The sequence below is a fragment of the Dyadobacter flavalbus genome, assembly GCF_006149045.1.
Lineage (GTDB): Bacteria > Bacteroidota > Bacteroidia > Cytophagales > Spirosomataceae > Dyadobacter > Dyadobacter flavalbus.
The window spans coordinates 50231-73916 of sequence record NZ_VBSN01000029.1; the positions used below are offsets into that span (position 1 = coordinate 50231).

The 23686-nt window shown below is 38.1% G+C and carries 24 protein-coding genes; 7 read left to right on the forward strand and 17 right to left on the reverse strand.

The window, feature by feature from the left end:
- Window positions 1-782: 782 nt before the first annotated feature.
- From FEM33_RS10105 to FEM33_RS10180, 16 genes are all read right to left on the reverse strand, one after another.
- Window positions 783-1277, reverse strand: a complete 495-nt coding sequence (locus FEM33_RS10105; RefSeq protein ID WP_139011945.1) for a hypothetical protein — start codon at window positions 1275-1277, stop codon at window positions 783-785.
- Between the two features lie 20 nt (window positions 1278-1297).
- Window positions 1298-1870 (reverse strand): conjugal transfer protein TraO, encoded by a 573-nt coding sequence (locus FEM33_RS10110; protein ID WP_161597092.1) that lies wholly within the window; start codon window positions 1868-1870, stop codon window positions 1298-1300.
- A 2-nt stretch (window positions 1871-1872) separates the two neighbouring features.
- The gene (gene traN, locus FEM33_RS10115; RefSeq protein ID WP_139011947.1) at window positions 1873-2865 is read right to left on the reverse strand and encodes a conjugative transposon protein TraN; all 993 of its coding nucleotides are present in this window, start codon (window positions 2863-2865) and stop codon (window positions 1873-1875) included.
- Window positions 2866-2904: 39 nt separating this feature from the next.
- Window positions 2905-4341 (reverse strand): conjugative transposon protein TraM, encoded by a 1437-nt coding sequence (traM, locus tag FEM33_RS10120; protein ID WP_139011948.1) that lies wholly within the window; start codon window positions 4339-4341, stop codon window positions 2905-2907.
- A gap of 281 nt (window positions 4342-4622) precedes the next feature.
- Entirely contained in the window at window positions 4623-5249 is a 627-nt protein-coding gene (gene traK / locus FEM33_RS10125) for a conjugative transposon protein TraK (RefSeq protein WP_138484432.1), read from the reverse strand.
- A gap of 229 nt (window positions 5250-5478) precedes the next feature.
- Window positions 5479-6696: a TraJ family protein gene (locus FEM33_RS10130; RefSeq protein WP_139011949.1), complete on the reverse strand. Its 1218-nt coding sequence runs from the start codon at window positions 6694-6696 to the stop codon at window positions 5479-5481.
- Between the two features lie 36 nt (window positions 6697-6732).
- Window positions 6733-7914 carry a hypothetical protein gene (locus tag FEM33_RS10135; protein ID WP_139011950.1) on the reverse strand — a complete coding sequence of 394 codons (1182 nt, stop codon included), beginning with the start codon at window positions 7912-7914 and terminating at the stop codon, window positions 6733-6735.
- A gap of 30 nt (window positions 7915-7944) precedes the next feature.
- A complete protein-coding gene (locus FEM33_RS10140) occupies window positions 7945-10467 on the reverse strand; it encodes a TraG family conjugative transposon ATPase (RefSeq protein ID WP_229214181.1) in 2523 nt (840 codons plus the stop codon).
- An 8-nt stretch (window positions 10468-10475) separates the two neighbouring features.
- The gene (locus FEM33_RS10145) at window positions 10476-10805 is read right to left on the reverse strand and encodes a DUF4133 domain-containing protein (RefSeq protein ID WP_138484440.1); all 330 of its coding nucleotides are present in this window, start codon (window positions 10803-10805) and stop codon (window positions 10476-10478) included.
- Between the two features lie 91 nt (window positions 10806-10896).
- Window positions 10897-11328 carry a DUF4134 family protein gene (locus tag FEM33_RS10150; protein ID WP_166444648.1) on the reverse strand — a complete coding sequence of 144 codons (432 nt, stop codon included), beginning with the start codon at window positions 11326-11328 and terminating at the stop codon, window positions 10897-10899.
- 8 nt (window positions 11329-11336) lie between these two features.
- Window positions 11337-11687, reverse strand: a complete 351-nt coding sequence (locus FEM33_RS10155) for a DUF4134 family protein (RefSeq protein ID WP_139011952.1) — start codon at window positions 11685-11687, stop codon at window positions 11337-11339.
- Between the two features lie 86 nt (window positions 11688-11773).
- Window positions 11774-12100, reverse strand: coding sequence for a DUF4134 family protein (locus FEM33_RS10160; protein WP_229214182.1), 327 nt, complete (start codon window positions 12098-12100; stop codon window positions 11774-11776).
- 243 nt (window positions 12101-12343) lie between these two features.
- Window positions 12344-13123: a hypothetical protein gene (locus tag FEM33_RS10165; RefSeq protein ID WP_139011953.1), complete on the reverse strand. Its 780-nt coding sequence runs from the start codon at window positions 13121-13123 to the stop codon at window positions 12344-12346.
- A gap of 98 nt (window positions 13124-13221) precedes the next feature.
- Entirely contained in the window at window positions 13222-13767 is a 546-nt protein-coding gene (locus tag FEM33_RS10170; RefSeq protein ID WP_139011954.1) for a hypothetical protein, read from the reverse strand.
- Window positions 13767-14498, reverse strand: a complete 732-nt coding sequence (locus tag FEM33_RS10175; RefSeq protein WP_139011955.1) for a P-loop NTPase family protein — start codon at window positions 14496-14498, stop codon at window positions 13767-13769. Before FEM33_RS10175 ends, FEM33_RS10170 begins: the two co-directional genes overlap by 1 nt.
- A gap of 33 nt (window positions 14499-14531) precedes the next feature.
- On the reverse strand, window positions 14532-14909 hold the full coding sequence (locus FEM33_RS10180; RefSeq protein WP_139011956.1) for a hypothetical protein: 378 nt from the start codon (window positions 14907-14909) through the stop codon (window positions 14532-14534).
- A gap of 513 nt (window positions 14910-15422) precedes the next feature.
- Here FEM33_RS10180 and FEM33_RS10185 point away from each other — a divergent pair.
- From FEM33_RS10185 to FEM33_RS10205, 5 genes are all read left to right on the forward strand, one after another.
- Complete coding sequence (locus FEM33_RS10185) at window positions 15423-15971, forward strand: hypothetical protein (RefSeq protein WP_139011957.1); 549 nt, start codon at window positions 15423-15425, stop codon at window positions 15969-15971.
- A complete protein-coding gene (locus FEM33_RS10190) occupies window positions 15968-17401 on the forward strand; it encodes a relaxase/mobilization nuclease domain-containing protein (RefSeq protein ID WP_139011958.1) in 1434 nt (477 codons plus the stop codon). The genes FEM33_RS10185 and FEM33_RS10190 overlap by 4 nt, the downstream gene beginning before the upstream one ends.
- Before the next feature lie 148 nt (window positions 17402-17549).
- The gene (locus FEM33_RS10195; protein ID WP_139011959.1) at window positions 17550-18500 is read left to right on the forward strand and encodes an AAA family ATPase; all 951 of its coding nucleotides are present in this window, start codon (window positions 17550-17552) and stop codon (window positions 18498-18500) included.
- Between the two features lie 10 nt (window positions 18501-18510).
- Entirely contained in the window at window positions 18511-19617 is a 1107-nt protein-coding gene (locus tag FEM33_RS10200; RefSeq protein WP_139011960.1) for a ParB N-terminal domain-containing protein, read from the forward strand.
- Between the two features lie 95 nt (window positions 19618-19712).
- Complete coding sequence (locus FEM33_RS10205; RefSeq protein ID WP_139011961.1) at window positions 19713-20018, forward strand: hypothetical protein; 306 nt, start codon at window positions 19713-19715, stop codon at window positions 20016-20018.
- A gap of 63 nt (window positions 20019-20081) precedes the next feature.
- Here FEM33_RS10205 and FEM33_RS10210 read toward each other — a convergent pair whose 3' ends face one another.
- Window positions 20082-20561, reverse strand: coding sequence for a hypothetical protein (locus tag FEM33_RS10210; protein WP_139011962.1), 480 nt, complete (start codon window positions 20559-20561; stop codon window positions 20082-20084).
- Between the two features lie 108 nt (window positions 20562-20669).
- Here FEM33_RS10210 and FEM33_RS10215 point away from each other — a divergent pair, with 108 nt between their 5' ends.
- Together FEM33_RS10215 and FEM33_RS10220 are read left to right on the forward strand one after the other, a co-directional pair.
- Window positions 20670-22838, forward strand: coding sequence for a YWFCY domain-containing protein (locus FEM33_RS10215; protein ID WP_139011963.1), 2169 nt, complete (start codon window positions 20670-20672; stop codon window positions 22836-22838).
- A gap of 182 nt (window positions 22839-23020) precedes the next feature.
- Complete coding sequence (locus tag FEM33_RS10220) at window positions 23021-23530, forward strand: hypothetical protein (RefSeq protein WP_138484468.1); 510 nt, start codon at window positions 23021-23023, stop codon at window positions 23528-23530.
- The last annotated feature ends 156 nt before the right edge of the window (window positions 23531-23686 follow it).

A 23686-nucleotide genomic window follows, 5' to 3' on the forward strand; every position in this document is an offset into this window, starting at 1 on the left:
GATCCTTCTGTACGCAAATCTTAGCGTCATGTTTGGACGGGTTTTAGACGGAAATGCAGTGTATAGGTTGTCCGAAATACTACATGTAAGCTTTTAAGAAGATGATGTCCATTGCTCCTAAGCGAGCACCGGCTCCTGATGTGATCCATATTAACCACAATGTCAGAAGAAGAATGGGTTGTCCGAAATACTACATGTAACCCGTTTTATAAGATGCTAACCTTTGATCCTTAGCGAGAAACGTTTCATTGTTTTTACTTGAAAAATTTAAATCTGGTTATTGATCCGGCCAGCTGTTTCATTTTAATTTATCACCTATCCTAATTTTAGGAGGGTTGTCGCAAATACTACATGTAATTCATTTTCAAAGTCGGATTTCTGGCGGCTTTTGGAAGGTTAATACATGATGATCGCCGTGATATAGCTGTTTATTGACGCAAAACTTCATTTTTTTGAAGCACTTGGTCCGAAGCCCTTCAATGCAATACCCGTTGTCGGGAATACTACATGTAATCTTTCTTAAAAAGCCTAAGCATTTGCTAATCAACTTCCCTAGCTCCCGGCCTGATCAGTGAATCAGCGCCTAAGAAAATTTTAATCCTGGTCAAAAATCTTCAATTTCTCTAAGGTTTTCAGCTGGCCACACCTGGTGCCGGCGCACAAAACACTAGCAAATTAAGTAGGGTAGGGGAGATTATAAAGTGCCCCAAACCTGACAGGGTATTGGGGCGCGAAAAATTAAACCTCTTAAAATTTAACATTCGTAAGTCAAAATTAAGTCTTTATTTGACTATAAAAAAGGTCTTTTTAAAGGTCTTTGACTTCTTTGCATCGTCAGTACAGGTAATGCTTACTGATGTCTGCCCAAGGGTTATGGGAATGAATCGAATATATAGTTTGTCTTTGGCAAAATTCGATGTTGTCACGTTGAGCCAGTCATTCGCTCTTATTTCTTGCGACCGGTATACCAAGCTAGCGTCAGTACCTTCATCGACTTGATAGGTTATTTTATAATTTACATTTTTGCTGAAAGTAAGCTGTTTTAAGTACAGTTCAAGGAAGGTAACTCTACTTTTGCTAATTGTGTCTGTTGGTATTACGACATAGCTTGTATCCCGGCCCAGCTTCGCATCCATTGCCCGAAAAGAAAAGTTGTATTCAGGAAAGCCTGGCGTTGCACCGTAATCTTCCATTGGCGTTAGGCTTAATTGTCCTTCGCATCCTGTCAGTATCGCTATCCCGAAGAACATTGCGAACATATATTTTAAATTTTTCATAGCTCGAATTATTGTTTACACTATCTATTGAAACGGTAACCGATTCCCAGCTGGGTGTGGAATATCTTTGTACTTGACTTAGGGAGCCAGCGCTGTTTTGCCTGGATTGTAAAGTGTTCTATTTCAATTTCTATTCCGACCATTCCACCAATCAGAAATTTATTCTTGTTGTTTATGTGGTAATTACCGGCTACGCTAACATTGTTATTAACACTTTCATAACCAGCAAGTAACTGGGGAATGGCATTGAGATAAAAGACTCTTCTTTTGCTTTTGATAAGCTTGAAGCCATGTCCAAATTGAACACTGTAATGACGTACCGGGATTGTTCCAGTATTAAGTCCATCAGGGCTGAACACATACGTCTTCTGCAAGTAGTCTAAGTTCCACCTCCAAGAATTTTCAAATTTGTTATATCTACCTGTGCCAAGTGATACCCAAAAACCTGAGTTGTCATTTTTAAGGTTATGATCAATGCCATCAACAGTACCTGCTGCAATGTCAAAGAATCTACTGCCTTTAACATGTACCTGGGAAAAAGCATAAGTAACCGAAAGGCACAAAAATAATATTGTGAATTTTATCAATTTCATGATCATAGATTTTTTACCTGAAGTAATGTCTGATTGTCCAACTGGAACTTTACATGGCGGCCACCGGCTTTTTCATAGACTTCAATTTCTAGTATTTTACCATCCGCGAGTGTGTAATAGGGGAATGAGATGACTTTGTCAATGTCTGAGTAGCCGTTTAGCTGGTCAGGAGTAATTGGATAAGACATTAAAGTTTTAATTTCTTCCTCTTGTACAGCCATTCTCTTGACGTAGTTTTTATCTCTGACAAACACTTTGATAAAATCAATTTTATAAGGCATATAGCTTTTGTTCCGGAGTTGAAGCTTCATGAACAGTACATTATTATTGTCAAGGTATAAACCCTTTACGAGAGCTTCAAAATTGTCCTTTTTGGCCCCCACATGCCGGATGAAATTCTTCTTATCTACAACTTTTTGAGAGGAAGCCTTCAATGCTTCTTCTACATAATTGCCTTCCGCAAGTACATAAGTATTTGGAGAACTATTCGAACCAGCACCTATTCCTAATGCCTTCGTAGCTTCATAATCAGCGATTATATTGTTTGAAATATTAATGTTGAACACCGCTGGGTTTTCATTGTAACGCACTAAAAAACTGTAAAGTCCTCCATCCTCTGTTAGAACTGTCATATTTGTTTCTTCCACAAAGCCCTTTACATCACTTTTAACACGAAGAACATTGAGCACAGCTTCCGGAACTGTAGCAATTACAACGTCACTTCCGGCATCGAAATCTTTTATTTTACTAGGAAACACTATGTGAGTAGTCTTGTTAAATGATAGCTCGACAGGGTAGCTCCCTCTTACCGATGCTTTTGCAATCGGCAAGATGAAAGGGTGGGGGTCAATTACTATTGGTTTTAAGTTACTCTTTTTTGATAAACTGTTTGGTATCAGTGAATCTAGTGAATCGCTCACTATCTGCGCATTATCCTGAGCAATTACGCTTTTACTCAAAACTAGCATGAGTACAATTGAAAGTATTTTTTTCATGACTATTGATTTCTATTTTGCTAAATTTTTGATGTTTTTTTACTCAATGATCTCAGAATCAGTTTCTTCTTCCGTCTCAGATTCTTCGTTGTTTTTACCCGCCCTTAACAGAATTTGGTAGTTGGGTCTTACCTGAGCCTTTGGCTGCTGCATCTTTCTTTGAAGCACATTTCTACCTGTTTGCATCACCATATTAACGCCCTGACTGGCGAGCTGACCTCCAACTTGTTGTGCGACCGACCCGCCCATTACATATGAAGGAGACATCATTTGCGTCGAGCTTTGTGCAAGTGAGTTATTTACTTGTTGCTTAATTCTCATATCAGGAACGTACAAACCCTTGCGGCCATCCAAATCATAAGCTACAAGGCTTACATTGTAGATGAAGTTATTTACTCTAATTGTGCTAACGGATATATCTATACGATCTCCGGTAATTCGGGCGATTCCGTATACCAAAGTATTTTGTGGCAGGATTAATGGTTCTCCTTCTATCATAATTTTGGTTTCATCCTGCATCCGGATAGAAACTGATGAACCATTCGTTACTGTAATCCCATCTCCGTCACCATGTACTACGGCCCGGATAGATCCTTTAACTTTTGATGGTCGATTGTTTTTCACCTTACTGCCGTTCAATCCGTAAAATCCATTTCCACCTTCTCTCCCATTTGTTCCGATTGAAGAAGTGTTAACTTCTACACTATATTCATCACTGCTTTGAGTATTCTGTCCTTTATTTCTTCCAGTAGAATAATTTCTTGGAACTGCGTTTTGGGAAACATTCATAGGCCGCTGCACCGGCTGGTTTTGTTGGTTCATTTGCTTATCTAGCATGGCCAGCAGTTTGTCATTTGCTTTAAGTCGTTGTTCTTCTTCTCTGATCGCTCGTGCCTTCTCAGCTCTTTCTTCTCGCTCAGCAGCAGGATTGTTATACATATTGTTAACTGTCCGGTTAACATCTCGATTGTAGGCTTTTTGCTGCGCGATACTGCTTTGTCTCACCTTGTTTTTTCTTTGCTGGCTGGTCAATTTCATGTCTTCTGAACTCAAAGTGCCAGCCCCTTTATTTTCTGCCCCTATTGATTTTGCAAAATTTTCGACATCACTTTTGGTGTTCGGTTCCAATCCACTGACGTTATTATTGTCACCTGCCATCATGCGGGAATTGATGTTCGCATTGTCATCTAGCGTTATTCCCAGGCCAGAAACCGGCTGCATATCTCCCGGTAAACTGGCTGCTGCATCATACTTCTGGTCTTTCTTCAACTCTTTAACTTTTGCATCCGGTATGGCCAGATCCAGACCTACTTCTTTGTTTACTTCTTGTTTGGGACCTCCAATCCATCCTTGCTGGTTGCCGACAATACCTATTCCAACTAGAAAAGGAAGGGGTAGGAGTATCATGAATAAGTGCTTCGATGGCTTCGAAAGAGCCTTAGCTTTTTCAGCCTTTATTTCGGTAGTTGCTGCCATTTTAGTGTTTGATTATTACTGATAAAATAGAATATAAGAAGTAGCAGAAGGAGGTAACCCACAAGAAAATGACAATTCCACTTGTCGTTTTTTTTCCAATTATGTCCTGCCAAGAATTTAGCTTGTTTCCTGTTATCTGGAATTGGGCATCTATCTTTTCACGGATAGTCGAACCTAACTGATAACCAGATAGCTGTTTCTCGTCTGCCGGTGTTTTATCTTTTCTTTTAAAATTGTTGAGAATCATTGTTCAACCAGGGTTAATTTTTGAAGACATTTTTTTACCTGACAGCTCCCACATTTTCTTCCTTAGGATCACTTCTGTGAGTAATTGTAAAGTTTCTTAAAAGGAAACCTTGGGGATTCACCTCTGATCGTGTAACGTCAACCAAGGTTGCTTCTGAGGCCAATATGCGGGTACTTCTATTGGTTGCTCTTTCTTGGGTTATTTTAAAAATTGTCCTTACCGTGTAAGGATATTTTTTCAAGTCTACATCGACGCTTTCAACTGTAACTTTCTGATTTGTATTTGATTGAATCAACTTTTGATAAAATTGATCTTCCTTTAATCTGTCAAAAGTTCGCTTTGCAGATTCGTCTGCTAGAAAGGAAGCTTTAACAAAGTTCGCTTCAATTGACCTTGCGTCAGGCGGACAAGTGAAAAACAGCTCGTGAAAGCGAGTTACATGGAATTTTGCTTCTGCAGGTCGGTTTTCTAATACATTTGCGCTAAACGCTTCTAGTGCAACACCTCTGTTAATCACGTATATCCGATTACTTGAATCATGAACTTGTTTAAAAGCGAGCACTACCGAAACAATGCAAATTAATATGCAACCAACGATCACTGTAATTACCAGTAGTCTGTTCCGTTGATGCCCCTTCTCCATATTTAATAGCTCATTCATTTTTTTATTTTTTTGATGTTTGGAATGATGATCTCAGTTCTATTTTTTGTCTCGTCGTACACCTGTATAGTGACACCTCGGTTATGCACATAGAACACTGCTGTTTCGTCTGCGTAATATTTGTAGCACCAGGCTAAACATCCGATAGTCAAGGTGAAAGCAAGAATTGTAATAATTATCGCTTCCAGTTGTACTCGGAGATACGATTGGTATAATGATGGTTTTTTCATTAGCTAACTGTTGCTGTTTTTGGTGCTGGCTTGGCCGAAAAAGATCCGGATCTTCCTGATGGATAGCCGCCACCATTTTGGCTACCACTATCATTATGTTTTGATCCCATTATATTACCCATACCGCGTGTTGCTCCTGCTTGCTGTACAACTGGTCCCATTGGTCCAGCTCCACCCATACTAGCAGCACCCATTGAACCACCGCCCATTCTCATACCTCCGAACCGTTTTGCAGCCATGCCACCAGCAGCAGCTTTTCCAGTAAGTCCCTGAATCATCCCGGATGATCCACCGACAACCATTATCATGTTTGTAATGGATGGTATTTGTGTGTAGAGTACCAAAAGGATAATAAGGACTCCGGTGTAAACTAGGCCAAAGGCAAATGGATCTTGTCCTGGAAGCGTGGACGACATATCACCAGAAATCATCATTTCATCCAGAAACCCCATGTTTAGAGTGACAGCGATATTTTGATATATTCCAGCCACCATCGGCAAAAGGGCATAGTTAATGTATTTGCCAAACCATTCAATTACGTTGTTGGATAAACCATCGAAAATGGCAAAAGCAATGGCTAATGGAGCAATAACTCTTAGTATTATACGATAGATTGCTGAGATCAAATACAGGATTATGTATGCAATATCTCCCAGCAATGCGAGTATGGCTTGTGTGAAATCATATAAAGCTGATTTGAAATCATCTGCCATTTTTCCAGTTGCAATATTAAAAGCCTTGCTGACTGATTTAAACATATCGTCTTCCGGCTCCCCAAATTCCATGTTATATGCATCTTCATTTTCTTCTATTTGCTGCCACTTCTTTTTAACAGCTTGTTCCCTTTTTTTCTGTAATTCAGCAACTCTTTGCTTAACTGACTCACTGTCCGCTTGTGCAGCAACAGCAACTTTCTTAAACGTTGCATCTATTAAATTAGTAATCTCTGGAATCAAGCCTATTAAGATCATTAAGGCAAATGGCCTGAGTAGGGGGATAAAATTGATTCCTTCGTTCCTTACAATCTGACCGGATATTTTTGAACCAATGTAAAATAGGCCAGCGATTCCAGCAATTCCCCTGGATGCGGCCATTAGCTCAGTACCAATAGCACTACCGTAAGTATTGTCAGCTACCTGCTTCGTATACATTAAATCTATTACTCTCAATAGATCGGCGCTGCCGAAACTGTCAGCCAGTAGCATAAATGTGCTCATGATGATCAATGTTAATGGTGTATGTTAGAGAAGGGGCTATTCTTTCTCTTTAATTTTTGTCGTGGACTGCCCTTTATATTTCTCTGCAATCGCGGCTTCGGCTGCGGTCATTTTCTCATTCATTTCTTTTGTGTACTGATCTCTGAGCGGAGCTACCGTTTCCTGCACAAGCATGTTGCGCTGCATATCAATTCCTTTCTCGTAAGCTTCCCAAAGTGGCCCGCATATTTCCTCCATTTGGTATTCCCAATCTGCCATAGCTTTCTTGAAATCATCTTTCCCTTTGTCTTCATATTGAGTAGTCACCGTTACCCCGGACGTTGAATCATAATGCATCGTCGTCCCGAAAAATGTACCGTTTCCAGTTGGAGTAGGAACCATTGGACAGGCTCCCTCTCTCATTTTTATTGCATAGAAGCCGTTCTCAGTTGTTTTTGGTATTCGCATGTTTGCAAGCGATTGAGCCTCTAATTCGGCAATTTGAAGTTTATTATTAAACTCCTGATAAAGTTGCTGTTGAATCATGGCAGCCTCCTGAGCCATCTTTTTTTCAATGTCAAAATCGACTTCTTCATTATCATATTCGTTTCCGAATGTATAACCTGGGAACTCATCAACACCGGAAAAGCCACTTCCACCTTCTCCTGATACATTACTGGCAATCTTGTAAAGACGCGCAGTGGCACTTTTATCGTCCATACCGAATGCCCTTCGTTGTGAGATATAGTTTATCTTTCCGACGTATGACTTAATTTCCGAATTTAAGTTGCGCAGTCTTTCGGAAGCTTTGTTCACTCCATCAAGTCTTGAACCATCATCCATCGTAGAGTTTTTCTGTTGCACGACTTCGGCTAAATCCTTGGTGATATTTGCCACTTCCTTAGAAAAACTCGTAAAGTCTTTCGATATCACGCTATATTCTGATGATAATATGTGTTTGTCAGCAGCAAGCGCAGCTCCATAGTTGTTGATCAGCTTTAATGTAGTCGTCGCTTCCTGAGCCAAGCTTACACCCCTTCCAACTTGACGTATGAACTTACTGATCTGAACCAATTTCTTCACATTACCCACCAATTGTACAAAGCTGGGTTCTTGGAAGAATTTGATAATGGTTGTAATTACAGTGTGGATAGGATCGTTCGTAATCATTTGCGAATACGCACCGCCCGATAAGGAGAAAAATAGTAATGCTGCAAAAACGTGTTTTTTAAGTTTCATGATTGCTATGATTTAAAGTAGAATTGACTTTTAGTTGTTGCTTGTTGCTAATTGCTTACGTGGCCGTTCTCCACCTGCCCAAGCAGTTGTAGCTCTGGTCATATCATTATGATAAACCTCTTTGGCAAGTCTGTGTATTTCTTCCACTTCATCTTTTCTAGTAGTAAAGGCAGCATACGCGGTTGGGCTTACTTCAATACCATACACTTTGGCGTAGTCCTTTAAAAGGATACACACCTCTCTGTAAGGTGGCCTTTTATGATCAATGGATCTGTTGACAGATTGTACAATGGAAGCCTGTTTTTCACTTAATCCGAGTAAGCCTTCAATCTCTTTAAATCTGTTTTCGTAATTTTTCTGATCTAAAAGGATTTTAATATCAGAGTTATTGATAATTGCATCTTTTACAACTTCACTACCGATAAGATCATCAAGTTCCTGGGTAACAACTATCAAGGAACCATCATGCTTTCTAACTGTTTTAGATGCCCAACGCAGGAAGTTTGCAAATTTTTCTTTCGTCAAAGCTTTCCAGGCTTCTTCAATAATTAGAGCCTTAATTGTTCCCTTTACGTTGAATAACTTACGTACATAAGTATTCATAATCATGATTGTTGTCACCGGAAACAATACAGGATGGTCTTTAATGTTGTCCAACTCGTAGATCACAAAAGGGAGATCCATCAAATCAATGTTCTTCCTGGAATTGAGCAGGAAACCGTATTGCCCATCATCATAATAAGGCTTCAATACGTAAAGGAAATTTTTTAAGTCAAACTCAACATCTTCTCTGCCACCGTTTTTGTGGAATACTGCGGGAAACTCAACTTTTGTATAGTCGTAAAAAGTATCGAAACAAGGATAGTACTTCTCTCCAGATAATCTTTTAACTCTTAGGAACACATAATATGAGTGAACAATATCTCTGATAGTTGTTAGTTCAGCATTTGTTACTCGCTCATTATCTGTTTTCCAAAGGCTTAATAGCAATTCAGATAGAGCGTCTTCATCTTCCTCTGATGGATTGAGTGTTTTAAAGAAGAATGGATTAAAGGCGATTGGATCATCTTGTGAATAGGTGATATATCTACCACCCATTGTTTCACATAATTTTTTGTAACTGTGCCCAACATCGACAATACTTACATGCATCTTGGCTGTAAGCATGTAATAAACCATGTTATTTGTGAAAAAGGATTTTCCTGATCCAGATGGACCCACAATAAATGTATTTCTATTAGCGATCGCGCCTTTCTTCAAAGGGGCATCATACAGATCAACCATTAATGGATAGCCAAACCTATCTGTCATTCGTATCCCGGAGGGAGAATATCCAGCGTCATTGTAGTTTGTTTCCATTGCCAGTAAACTAACGGCTTCGTCAACAAATGATGTTAGCAAATTGTCTATTCCGATTTCTGCAATGTTACCCGGTATGCAACTCCAATATATTGTAGATATGTCGTGTCTAGCTTGTCGTGGGGTGAATCCCAAGTTTGCAATAGAAGAAGCCGTAGTTGATTTATATGCTTCCGCAGTTTCCCTGTCATTTGCCCAAATCATGACATTAAAATGTGCCTTTACAGGAACCCTTCCATTTTTTTCCATTTCTAGAAGAAAATCATCTTTGTATGCCATTGATACCTGATTTCCTTTTTCCCACTCAGAAAATGAGTTGTGTCTTTTAATTTCCTTCACAAGGTTTTTGTTGATACTCCCACGATCTTCAATCATTATTACTTGATTGAAGATATGATTGTATGGCATTCCAATACCTAAGACTGCACCCGTGCTTACTGGTATTTGGTATCTATCAGAGGAATACGGCTCGTAGGTTATAGAATTGGTTACAGCTGGTGGAAAGTCATTCAATTCGGATATTACGTACATGTATACCCATTTGTTACCAATTTTTAACGAGCCATCTTTTGAAGTTTCCGTTTCTAATAAACTTCTGTCGTCATAGCTTAGGCTGCGGTAGTTATCAAGAAGTCCGGTTTCTTTTTCAGTACCTAAAATTTCTGATGGTGATAATCTCCGAGCCTTAATTTTACCAGATCCATTCAGAAGATATTCGAATTGTGCGCATGAATCCATGAAAGCATCCCATGTGCTTTGCTGTAACATTTCTTTTGGGACAAGATGCCTTTTTAACAAAGATGAGTTCTTGCTCGATCTTGTTTTTGCATCCATTGAGGGCCGGGTCACATATATGTAACATTTATGTATTACGTGAGGTCTTTCACCAAAATGCTTTTCGTTTGCGTGAGCAAGGTAGTTTCCGTTTTTAATGGTTGGATTGTTAAAGTCAGCAGTATATTCAGCTTCAACATACCAGTCTTGCTTATGAACAATATATCCGACAGGGAGTGTTTTAATCGCATTAACGTATGCGTCAGAAAGAATATCAATTTCACCATCCGAAGCTGTAAATACTTCTGGATGTGTTAGCTCAAATGCAAGGGTAATGTCAGCATTAGCTGATACCATAACATCTGTGTGTGAATCTATTGCGAGAATTGGGAAGATACTTTCTTCCTCCTTGATTTTCATTGACATAACTAATTTCTTTTAACTGCTCTAAGTTTTACGACATTACGCGCGGCTTTTCGTCTTACTATAAATTTGGGTTGCATGGTAACAACAGGCAACTTGCTAAACCCCCATTTTCCATGAGATTTGTTGTAGTGCTGGGGTACAAAAAAAGACGTAGCTAAACCCCCAACAAGAAAGACAATGCTGATAATGATCGGTAGTCCAACAATATGGAAAAACAAAGTCAGCATGATCGTTATAACAGCTCCAATAGCTGCATAATAGAAGAACTGACCTTTGAGACCTTTGAACTCGATCTCGTTGTCGATTCCTCGATAAATGGTATATTTTTTCATGGCTAATAGATGGTTATGTTAAAGTGACACGCTGTCACTTAATACCTTGGTGTTGATTTCGAAATTATTGAGTTAAGTAACAGATTGTCACCTAATTGAGTATGCTGTCAATGATCCATCCCATCATAAATAGGAACATCAATGAGCCAAACCATTTGAGTCCGTAGTCATAAACATCATCATCACCGTCCCGAACCTTCTTATATATACGGATAAGACCGATAATCGAAAATAGAATTCCTAAGTATAGAGCAGCTTGATGCGCTTCCGCTCCGTAGCTTATTGCTACTAAGTGTGGGGCAGTACCTGAACTTGCCCACCCAGCGCTATCAGTATAAATGAAAGCTTCCACAGCATATACAAGTGCAGATGCTCCCACCAGTCCCGCTCCCCATCTAATTATTGGACCTTCAAACTCTTCTCCCTTTTGCATATTTTGGAAAATGCGCAGCCCTGCTATTAATCCGGCAACAGCAATGATAGTCAGTGCTATAATTTTTGCCATTACCCATGCACCACTCATTGACATAGCTATTCATTTATAAAGTTTTGAACATTAGAATCACCCGACATGGCTTTTTGTTGTGAAGCAATTCTTTGCAACAATGTTCCTACAAGGAGTACTGCGATGATTGCACCAACCCATCTAAACCCATACCCTTTAATATCATCATCGCCATTCATCCACTTCGAATAGATCTTAAAGCCGCCAAGCAAACCCATAAATCCGCAGATTACGTAAACAAATGTTGTGAAGAGCTGTAAATTATCTGATATAGGGTTTGTTACGTATCTGTCAATTATTGACCCATCAATAGCACCTTCTCCTGTTCCAACGTAATGTTGCATTTGAACTAAAATTTGGCCCAGTATACTTTTCATAACTTTGATGGTTTATAATTTTAAAGGTTAAGAATGCCAAATGGTTATTAACCATTTGGCATGTAATGATTCATTACTTTACTTTCTTAGGTGAAGAATACTGCTTGCAATACAGCTGCGATTGCGAGAAGGAATAAAACAGCACCAACCCAGCCAATTGCATGTTTTTGTACATCTTGATCTCCATTTTGCCATTTAGAGTAAATGCGGAAACCTCCAAACAAACCTACCAAGGCGGCAATTACATAGATCAGAGTTGTCACCGGCTCAAAGTATGCCTGCAAATCAGTTGTTGCTTGCTGAATTGCAGCAGCTCCGGCCTGAATACCTGCATTACCCTGGGCTAAAACACTACCCATACCAACCAAAACCATTGCTGATGCAGCAGTCACCTTTTTAAAAATCTGTTTCATAAAACTGTTTTTGAATTGTTAAAAAAATATATAAATGAACTGTTAAAATGCTTGTTTGACTGTTAGAACACGGTTTTTTTGAACTGTTTGTACCCCCAGCATCCTATTAAAATTCCGATGGTGGAGAAGACACAATAGAAAAATGTTTCTTCAATTGTGACAAGTGATAGGGAGCCTTTGAATCCAACATAAAAGATCAATAGTGCTCCAAGGAGTACACCAAGGGCTAATTCGAAGTTTAGTTTATGCAGCTTGTTCATATTGAAATTGGGGAAATAAATTAAAAACGACTCTTTCGCGAGAGGTAAGAAGTTTACTAACGATAATGTCTATACGATTACCTGTGTCTGCTTCGAGTTTATTGACAGTATCATTGACTTGAATGCATTCCTGGGTTAGAGCTATTCTGATTTCTTCGCTTTCCAACATCTGAGTTTTTAATAAACTGTGAAGAATTAAGTCGTCCGTTGACATATCTCCAATGAATACATCTTCAATGCTCGCAGGCTGATGTTCATCTTCATCATCTTCGTTATGGATCACAGCAACAATACCGCAATCTTCATCTTCGTCTTCATCAGAATGATTAGTTTCTCCAACATTTTCTTCCCCATCTGGTTCTTTGCTTACTTCTGATTTATTATCAGAAGTATTAGGAAGCTGCTGATCCATTAAGAGCTTTTTTTTTTCAGGATCAGCAACCGTTTCGGAAACTGGTTCTTCAAGTGGTTGAGCTGGAAGGCTACCTCCTATTCTTGCATTTTCATCAAACATGAAACCTTCATTGTTTTCTTCATGACCTCCATTCTTAGCCATTTCAATGTTCCTACGGTCAGCTTCTGAGATGGAGCCTCCCCTACCGCCTTTTAGTGAGTTGAATGACTCAGCTTTCGGTTTCTCGCTTAACTTGTTCTGATTCTTTGATAGCAGCCCATTTAATGAAGTATAGGCAAATACATATCCGATGAACAATACAAAACACAGAATTATGTAAATCGAATTACTGATAACGATAGCTAGCATAGTTTGTGAGGTAAAAATATTAAATTGATATATTATCAAAGGTATAAAATATAAAATCTATAATTTATATTTTTTAACAAATTTTTTTTGCTTAGCGATTATTTAAAAGAGAGCGGGATAAGGATTTTTGATGCTTCCTTGTTCATCGCTTTTTCTGGATCTGTAACGTAGGTATTTCCTACAAGCAATTTCTTCGTTGCTGGCTCCACTTCTAAGAATGTGCCTTGCTTTTTTTCGACAACTTTCCCGTTTTTTATTAATGCTTCGAGTATGACAATGTTCGGATAGCGCTCTAAAACTTGTTTCGCTGTCCGATATTCTATCATAGTCGTTTCTTTGACATGATTTAAAATAACACCAAGGGCAATAACAAATATTGATAACCATGCCCAGGTATATTTACCTACACCATAAAAAAAAGCAACTTTGAAGTCCGTTGTAGTAAATGGCCGGTATACCTCCTTCATTTCGTTGATCTCCCTATGAATTGAAGCAAGGATTTCATTTTTTTCTGCGATGTCCGATCTTTTGATGTCTTCCACCTCATATAAAAGCATTGCAGTCATTGGATCAATTATTTCACCATATTTTAGCTGGTAAGATCCTTGAATCCTTTTTATCTCCTCTTTTGATACGTGTGCCATTATATGATCAAATCTCTAGTGAGTTTATTCATTTGAACCGTAATCATGCGCCCTGATTTATCTATCCCTTCACGTCCAAGACCTTGTTGCATAATTTCACTGATCTGAGTATCAAATACACTTCCAGTTAAGACATCGCCAAATCTTTCAACTTGCAATTCTAGAATTCTGGCATGTTCAACTATTTCTTCGATTTGTTGCGGATAATTCAGCAAGGTATTTTCATTCAGCCAGACAACGATTTTGAATTCTGTGCCAACCACTCGTACAATGGAGTTTAGGTACTCTACACAAGCCGTATAAGCGGTTCCGCCTGCTATAATGACGTGAAAGACAAATTCAATATTTAGATAATCGGTAAATGCTTTTAGGTCCTCTTGGTTTACATCTCTTGAAAACAGTGCCGGAAGTTGCTCACTTTCAGGAGCACCAAAGTCGAGTATGTAATTTTTGTATGACAATCCCGATATTTCCTCGATGCTTCCAAATAGTTTATCTCTGGCAATTCTTTCTTGTTTATCAAGAAGGTCAATCTTTGCAATTCGTTTTTGATCATACAAAAACTTTAACTGTTTAGTACTGGTTTTAGTAGATCCATCAACATCAAGTATGTAGGTATCCATATTGTTTTCATGCTTAACCCCAAGTATATAGGTTAAAAACGATTTCCCTACTCCACCTTTTGATTGAATAATGAAGTTAAACTTCTTTGTAATTGTTGGCTTGCTCATTGTAATAGATATTGATGGTTAATAATAAATTTGTCAGTCCATAGGTTTAAACCCTGAATTTTGCTGCACTTTTTTCTCAGCGAATACGTCAAGTGGTTTGAAGTTTTTTAGATATTCTAATTTTTTTGCAATGGGATCAGGTTCAAGCGTCGTTGATATTCCTTCAGATGTTGCTATCGTCGATTCATTTTTTTTATTCCCCCCATTGGCTAAATTTTGACGCTGCTTAGATTTCCTTATCCTTCTTATAGTATGATGGCTGACATTTACTCCAAGCTCTTCTGAAATAATTGTTGCAGCAAATTCATACGCAAGATTATCAATGTATCCTGAGTAATGGAGATACAGCAAATCGTACATGCCTTTTCGTTTGCTAAACTTTATCAATTCTATGAGCTTAGACTTGTCCATTTATAAACGCTTACAGATTATTTAATTTTTATCAAATATTAAATTTATAATTTATAATTACAAACGTAATTTTTAAAAAAATCCTATTTTTTACTTATGTGCCAGTTATCTGCCAGTTATGTGCCAGTTATCTGCCAGTTATCCGCCAGTTATCAGATTGATTGAAAATGTTTTTTTTATGTGCCAGTTATCCGCTAGTTATCCGTCAGTTATGTGCCAGTTATCCGCTAGTTTTTAGTCCGGCTTATTTAATATGGCGTGATATAAGATTAGATTTCACCTGTTTTATTTGAATAGTTCAATTGTGGACCTTTTATTAGGATAAATGATTCGAAGTATTACAAATCAAGCTTTGGATATAGCCAACCTAAGGGGTATTTTTGCTTAAATATTTAAGAGTCGTAATAGCAAGCTATGTTTTCACCCGGTTAAAATTTCACTTTGTTCATTTTACCCGTCTGAAAACCGCTTGCCCCCTGGGAGTCAATTCGCCCTCCGGCTCATTGTAGAAAAATGGAAAAGAAAGAAAGAGCTAAAAAAGCGGGGAGACCTAAGCTCGCCGCGAACCAGGTGAGAGTAAAAGTGACCCTGATGCTAACGCCTGATGAGATCACTAAGTTGAAAGCTGAGCAGGAAGGATACTCAGTTGACTTTACTGTTTTTTGCAGAGAGAAACTGCTTAACCGGGAATCTAAGATATTGCGCCGGCCAATTCCGGAAGATGTCAAAGCTGAAATGACCAACATTCTCCGTATGGCAGGAAGTGTGCTTTTGCTTGCAAAAAATACATCTTCCGACACCGTAATTTCGGATGATTTTCGAAACATGGCGGCTGGTCTAAAACGCATGGTTCAGAGGGCAGATTTTTCGATCAATGAAATGGTACTAAGCCAAAGTCTGATTGCCAGTATTGTTTCCCTGTTTATCAAAATAGAAAAATTGGTTAATAAGCTAGACAGAGACTTAGAGCCGGTGGCTGAGATTGATCTACTGCTACAAAAAATCAGGGAAAAGCTGCACTCATTTACTGATATGTATAATCTTACCAGTGATTTAAAATGATTGGAAATATTGGCAAATCTGGTGGTGACTTTCTAAACGCTATGATATACTGTAAGTATGATCGAAGCAGCGTTGATGAAAACGGGGATTTAAAAATCAGGGGTGAGCTGGTCTATTTTCAAAACATCACCGCATTGGAATTATATGGTCCAGACATAGACCTTAGTTACATTGCTGATGAACTTCATGGTGTGGCAGACCAGAACACCAGGACAAAAAGCCCTGTTGCACACGTTAGCTTTTCTTTCCCGCCAGGTGAAAGCCCATCAAATGAAGTTTTGCAAAATATTGTGAAAGATTATGCAAAGGAATTTGGGTTGAAAGAGAATGGACTTGTTGCTTATAAACATGTTGACAAAGAACATGAGCACATACATATTATAGCTAACAAGATAAATGAGCTGGGCAAGAATACTGTTTCAACGAGTTATGACTTTTTGGATATGGGTCATTTTTCCAGAAAAATGGAGAACAAGTATGGCCTTCAATCCACTAAACAAATGGATATTTTATTGATTGATGGCAAAATAGAAAGGAAAAGCAACCCGATCCATGCCCAGCTGAGAAACCATATTGATAAGATGATTCCTGAATCCGAAGACTTGGAATCCCTGCGTGTGAAGCTTCTGCAAAAAGGTTTTAAGACCAAGGTAGGCAACGGTATTACATTTATTCAAAAGTCGTCAGGTGTTGTTATAAAGGGATCTGATTTAGGACGAGAGTATTCTAAGCTGAACCTTGAAAAAAGGATTGCAGGAAGCTATCTGCCCGATGATAAGTTTGGTGTCGATAACCCCAAAACCACTGAAAAGGATAAATTAAAACAGTTGATTAAAGGGACAGCGCCTGTTTCTAAAACATTCTCCGATTTTGTGGCTGCATTAAACAAGGAAGGTTATGGCGTCCAAACGAAAGAGATGATTAACAAAAAATCGGGGAAACCTTTTACAAGTATTCTCTTCACAAAAAATTTCAGTATCTCTGATGAAGGCAAAGCCGAGCTGTCAACCAGGAATTCTAAAATGATCACGGGAGCGCAGCTTGGTCCTGAGTTCAAATATTCTGTCATCAATGGTAACATTAATAAAGGCACTTGGGAAGATCTTGGACACAGTTCTGCATTTACGAAATCTAAGGACAAACCTGAAAGCGAAAAGCCACTGATTAATAAACCAAACAAATCTACCCCTGAAACTTCCAGCGGCGCGGGAAGCCCAGGATTAGACTATACAATTGAACGATTGCTAACCAGCAATAATGCAGGACAAATTGAAGCTGATTCAGCTAAGTCTCGTGGAAAAATTGCAGCAGAAGTAAAACGAAATGCATCTGGTTATGAAAATGAGTTTGGCACGCGAGGACTGGAAGAAATGAAGGAAGAAAAGAGGAAGAATCTTCGGGCAAAACCCAAGAAGAAGAACAAGCTCTAAAAGTGACACGCTGTCACTTTATGGCAAAAAATAACAAAAGGGAAAAGAGTCAATATAAAATATATATAAAATATTAAATCTATAATTTGGTACTATGTGGTTCTTTTTGTACATTTGAGTATAATATTTAGAACCAAATATATCTTTTATGGTGACCTCAGAAAAAATAGTTGCGTTCATTCGATCTAGGGACGGTCTTAATGTATCAAAAATTGAAAAGGATGCCAAAGTACCTGCTAAGACTATTGCAAAAGCAATGATTGCTGATCCAATAGAAATTCCTTCAAAGCACTTAGAGGCTATCGAAGCTGCATTGGCGAAATATGGGTACAGTGATGAACAAAGGAAAAAGAATGCAAACATCATTTCAGTAGTTAACCATAAAGGAGGAGTTGGCAAAACTACAACTGTAATTAATCTAGCGAAAGCGTTGAGCTTGGAAGGGTTTAAGGTATTAATGGTGGACATGGATGGACAAGGAAATCTATCGCAGTGCTTTAATATTGGAGAACCAAAAGAGCAAGTTATTGATAGCTTATTAGGTAGAACTCCCCTACCTGTATTAAGAATTGACGAAAATTTGTTTCTAACGCCATCTGATATACGCTTGGCTGAAAAAGAGAAAGATTTGGTTAGTGCAGTCGGAGCTGAGACTAGACTTTCGAGAAAGTTGGATGCTTTAAAGGGTGACTACGATTACATTTTAATTGACTGTCCACCATCGCTAAATATTTTAACAACAAGTTCGCTTATTGCGTCTGCATCTTGTATTGTACCGATTCAGCCTGAAGCATCGGCTTATCATGGAGTAAATAACTTGATAACATTGATTTCAGAAATACGGGAGCATTCAAATACAAATTTATCTCTGAAAGGCTTTGTCTTCACTATGGTAGATAAACGAACTAAGATACACTCAAATATGATGGACTACATTAAAGAGTCATTTAAGGGTATCCATACATTTGAAACAGTTATTACTCAGTCAACCGCAATTAAAGAAAGTCAGGTAGCGAAAGAAGATTTGTTTAAGTATAGCCCGCAGAGCGCTCCTTGGAACCAGTATGTAAGCCTAGCAAAAGAATTAATTAACTTATAATCAAGATATTATGGCAAAGGTCAAAGTTAATCCAATGGATAAATTCAAGGAAAAGACAAGCGATGTTAAACCATCTGCATTTGTAACTGAATCTCTTATCAAATCTGAAATAATTATTCTTCCTGAGTTAAAGGACTTGATTCCGGCCCTGGCAGAAGACGAATCTAAGCAATTAGAGGAAAACTTAATCAAATATGGTATCAAAGACCCACTTTCTGTTTGGGAAACTGATGTAATAACGGTTCTTAATGGATTAGAAGCGAATAGTCCATCCCATGAGCTGTTTGCAAACTTAGATAATGATTCGACCGTATATGTCCTTTTTGACGGCCACAATAGATACGGCATAGCAAAGGAGAAAAATTTAGATTTCAAGGTTAACAAAATGAACTTCAATGGTCTTTCCGAAGTGAAGGATTATATGATAGATTATCAACTTGGCCGCCGAAATCTTACACCAGAACAGGTTTCTTATCTGCGTGGATTAAAATATAATGAGCTAAAAAAAGCAGGTAAAGCATCTGGCAAATCAGTTAAAGAAAAAATAAATGTTGCAGAAGAACTTGCTCAGGAGTTTGATGTAACTCCCAGGACGATAAAAAGAGATGGTGAATTTGCCGAAGGAATGGACAAATTAACACCCGAATTCAAGAAAGATGTTCTTTCTGGAAAGTCTAAGTTGGCAAAAAAAGACGTTCAAGCTTTAAAATCTGCCACTCCTGATGCGCCAATAGATTCTATGGAAAGTGTGCTTAAACTCCTAAAAGAGCAGGAGGCTGAACCGGAAGTTGAACAAGATCCGCAATACCTACAAAAAGAGGATGAACTGGTTGATAGTACATTCTCTAATTATGTAGACTCAGAAGATAGCATAAGTGCAATTCAAACAGATCCGAATCAATTTGATGCTTTCAATTTAGATGAATTTAAAGACGATTCACAGCAATCTACGCTAATCGAAAATTCGGAATCTGCTGATATTCAGGAAGCTGAGCCTGTCTTAACAGTAGAAGAGATAGAGGGAGATTTAAAGCAACTCTTCGAGCAACATCTATCTAAGGATGTTCTAATTCAAATCATTAATAAAGCAGGAGAGCTTCTGAATCTAAGGGATTAAAGTGACACGCTGTCACTTTTAGAAATTTCTCTGCGTGTAAATCAATATTTTTTATTTATTTAATGCTTTGATTGTAAAACTTAAAGAAATTAAAGATGAAACAAATATTGATCATACTATTGGGACTTTTTATTATCTCCTGTTCAGGGAATTCTGAGGGTGACAGCGTGAAAGATAAATACTTAGGCGAATGGGATAAGATGAAAGGGAAAGCAAGCACACTTACAATCTATGAAGAGAATAATGGACTATTTCTTAAATATAGCAAAGGAGATAAGTACCCTCTTAAATTTGAGAAAGAAGGAAATTATTACTCTGCTGTAACTGGATTTGGTGCTACTCCAATACTTATTGAAAACAACGTGTTAGAAATTAACGGCACGAAATATCAGAAAAGGTAAGTTACAATTATATAGAGGGGTTTATTCTTAAAAAAGGGGGCTGATATTCAGCCCCCTTTTTTTTTAGTTTTTGAGATTCCTTTCTTGCATTCTCTTGTTAAATTCCTCCTTGAAGGATTTTCTTGATTTCTCGAAATACATCGGATCAGACTGTTCCTTGTACAATTTGGCAGCAGACTCTTCTTCTATCATTCTCTCCTGTTCTGCACCACTGATAATTTTCTGGTACTGAAATTGTTCTGGAACTTCCGGAGCTGGATCTGGCATGTATTCTAAAAGAAAGTAGCTTCTTAAAATCTTCACTTTTGCGAAAACTTCAAGATCATATCCCAGGCTGGCAGGATAAGACTTTTTATAAGATTCTGGGATCACGTAATCGAGGCGATTGCTTTCGACCTCTTGTCTATTATCTGCGAAATAATTTCGGACGACATTACTTTCAATCTCCTTCCCGGTAAGTTTTTCCTCTTGTGCATGTGCTGCAAAGGGAATTGATGCTGCGAGTAAAAGAAAAACCCATACCCGTTTTCGTGTTTGTTTCATAGCTGTAAATCAAGCTGTTTAAATTTTTAAAATAATTGACATTTTAAATGTAAAATAAAAATTATAGATTTGAAAATATATAATTTATAATCTATAATTCTTTTAGCTATGAGCGCTACTAATTCTGAAAAGGAAGGGCGTGCTAAGGGTGTTGAACTCGTGCTCACCCTTGCACTCTTTTTGGTTTTCTTACACCATTACTGGTACAATTTTTCATTCTTTTCGCAAATTCCGTCAATTGGAGGAATTAACCCAACTGAGTTTTTTTCAAAAATATTGCTTAGGCTTAATGAAAGATATAGCCTGTTTTTTCATCCACTCATTACTAAAATAACTGTCTATTTCCTTCTGATAATCTATTCAATTGGGTCAAAGGGTCGGATTGATCCAAGCATAACAGTAAAAGATGTATACAAATACGGGGCGCTTGGAACAATCATTTTTTTTGGCAACATCTTTATTCTCTATACAAAAAGTTTATTTCCAGGCTATATAGGAGACTTTTTATACTTGTTCAGTACATCCTTGGGTATCTTCTGGGTTATTAAAGCAGGACAATATGCTTCACGCATAATGTTCTTCAAGAATAACAATGACATTTTTAACAATGAGAATGAAACGTTTCCGCAGAATGAAGAATATATGGAGAACGATTATTCTATCCACTACAAAACCTCGTACTACTTCAACAAAAAATGGCGAACTGGCTGGATTAATATCATAAATCCATTTAGGGCCAATATGATCTTAGGTACTCCCGGATCTGGTAAGTCTTTTACCATACTTAATCCGGCTATTTGGCAATCAACTTGGAAAGGGTATTGTCTCTACGTTTATGACTTCAAATATCCCACGTTAACTATTGAAGCTTATAATGCTTATCAAAAAACCTTAAATGAAAATCCAACAGCGTGGGGCAGGAAGCCGAACGGCGAGTTGCTAATCCCCAAATTCTGTGTGATCAATTTTGATGACATTGAATATTCTCACAGATGCAATCCCTTGCTTCCATCGACAATGACAGAAATATTGGATGGTTATCAGAGTGCTTCCACAATTATGCTCAACCTTAACAGAACTTGGGTAGATAAACAAGGAGACTTCTTCGTTGAGTCGGCAATTAATTTTCTTGCATCGGTCATTTGGTACATGAAAATGGTAAGTGATAAGTACACAAAATTGTATAACGTCGAGCTAGCGAAATCACCTGCGTCTCAAAATGCTGAGAACCTTGCGCTATACAAGCGCTTTCGGAACGTATGCACTTTTCCTCATATTTTAGAATTTGCCTGCCAGAAAGATTACGAAGAGATGTTTCGGATCATGGCATCTTATCCAGCACTAGAAGCCTATGTGCGGCCTTTTGCTAGCGCTGCGCTAAATGGGGCAGCTGAACAGCTTGAAGGACAAATTGCCTCGGTCCGAATACCTCTTGCTAGGCTTTCATCTGAAACTTTATACTGGATCATGTCAGGTAATGACTTCGGCTTGGATATCAACAATCCGGACGATCCAAAGATTTTGTGCACAGGAAATAATCCGGAGAGACAAGAAGTCTATGGGGCGGTATTCTCATTGTATACTTCCAAGATGATTAAAATGGTCAACAAGCAAGGTAAGTTGAAGTCAGCCCTTTTTTGGGATGAATTACCAACAATGTTCCTGAAAGGAATAGATACGCTTATAGCGACAGCTCGTTCCAATAAAGTAGCTACTTGGCTTGGTTTTCAGGATTTTGAACAACTTACCAGTGCATATGGCGAAAAGGCAGCCAAGGTTGTAATGAACATGCCTGGTAATGTCTTTTCTGGTCAACTCGTTTTTGAATCTGCGAAAAAACTTTCAGAACGTTTTGGAAAAACTCAACAAGAACAGGAAAGCATTGCTTTTGGCAGAGAGGATACAACTGTAACATTGTCTACACAGCTCAATGATACGATACCACCATCAAAAATTTCAACCTTATCCCAAGGCACATTTGTAGGCCAGTTTGCTGACAACTTTGGTGAAGAAACTGAGCTTAAAACATTTAACGCCCTAATTACAGTTGATCAGGATGGGATGAAAAACATTCACAAAAAGCCACCAGTAATTAAAGACATAGAAAAGTTAGTTGCTAGTTATTACCCCGGCGCTAACTACGCTACGATGTCCAAGCAAGACTGGAAGAAAAAGCTTTTGGAGGATAATTATATGAATATCAAAAATGAAGTGAGGGAACTCGTGAGAATTGAAAGTCTAGAATTTCCCAAAGAAAGAGCAGCTACGCCAGCCTAACAAACCACTTATCTTCTAATTCTTTCTTAGGCTTTTGATAAGCTCAATCCGAAATATTGGCTATCGAAAGTGATTTTTATAGCTTTTAACCTCCCGTTTGATAGCTTTTTGCCGTTTTTTCTTAGTGTTTCTATAAAATTTAAATCTGTAACTGCAGCATTCAACATAAATTATATAATTTTATGACAAATTATTATCTTAGTTCACCGACAATTGATCAAAATGATGTATTAGAAGAATACTTTTCTTTTATAACACTCGATCACCAAAACGACAATATGAATCCTGAAATTTTTGAAAAGCTTGATGCTATTTATGAAGAACCCGAAGCACTTAGATATTACTACAAGATAGTTTTCTCAATGTGCCTTAAATTAATAGTATTGCATAAATTCGAAAATGGTGAATTGACCCAGGAAGAATTTGACCAACAGTCTAAAAAACCCAGCGAGAAAAACCTAATGGAGCCTTATGGGTTATCATATCTACAATACAGAGCTTTGAAGGATGCGAAAGGAACTGGTCCTAACATGCTGACTTTAAAAAGGACAGTGGATAGATTAGGGTATAGCTTTGACAAGATCCTTTATTCTGAGAAAGTGATAAAGGTTGTATCAGATGAACTTGAAAAGATTAAAAATAAGAATCGTGTTATGAATGGTTTGGGTTTAGACATAAAGCCTAAAAAGTAATGCTACCTACCCACAGATTTGGAAAGAGAGGGAGTGTACGCTGAACTGTGTCAGGGTTTGATTTTGGGAGATTCAGCCGCCCAAGAAAAATTCTCGATCTGCCTGTAATCTGTCACCAAATTTAATATACAATTGAGACATGGTCAAGCCCCAGTT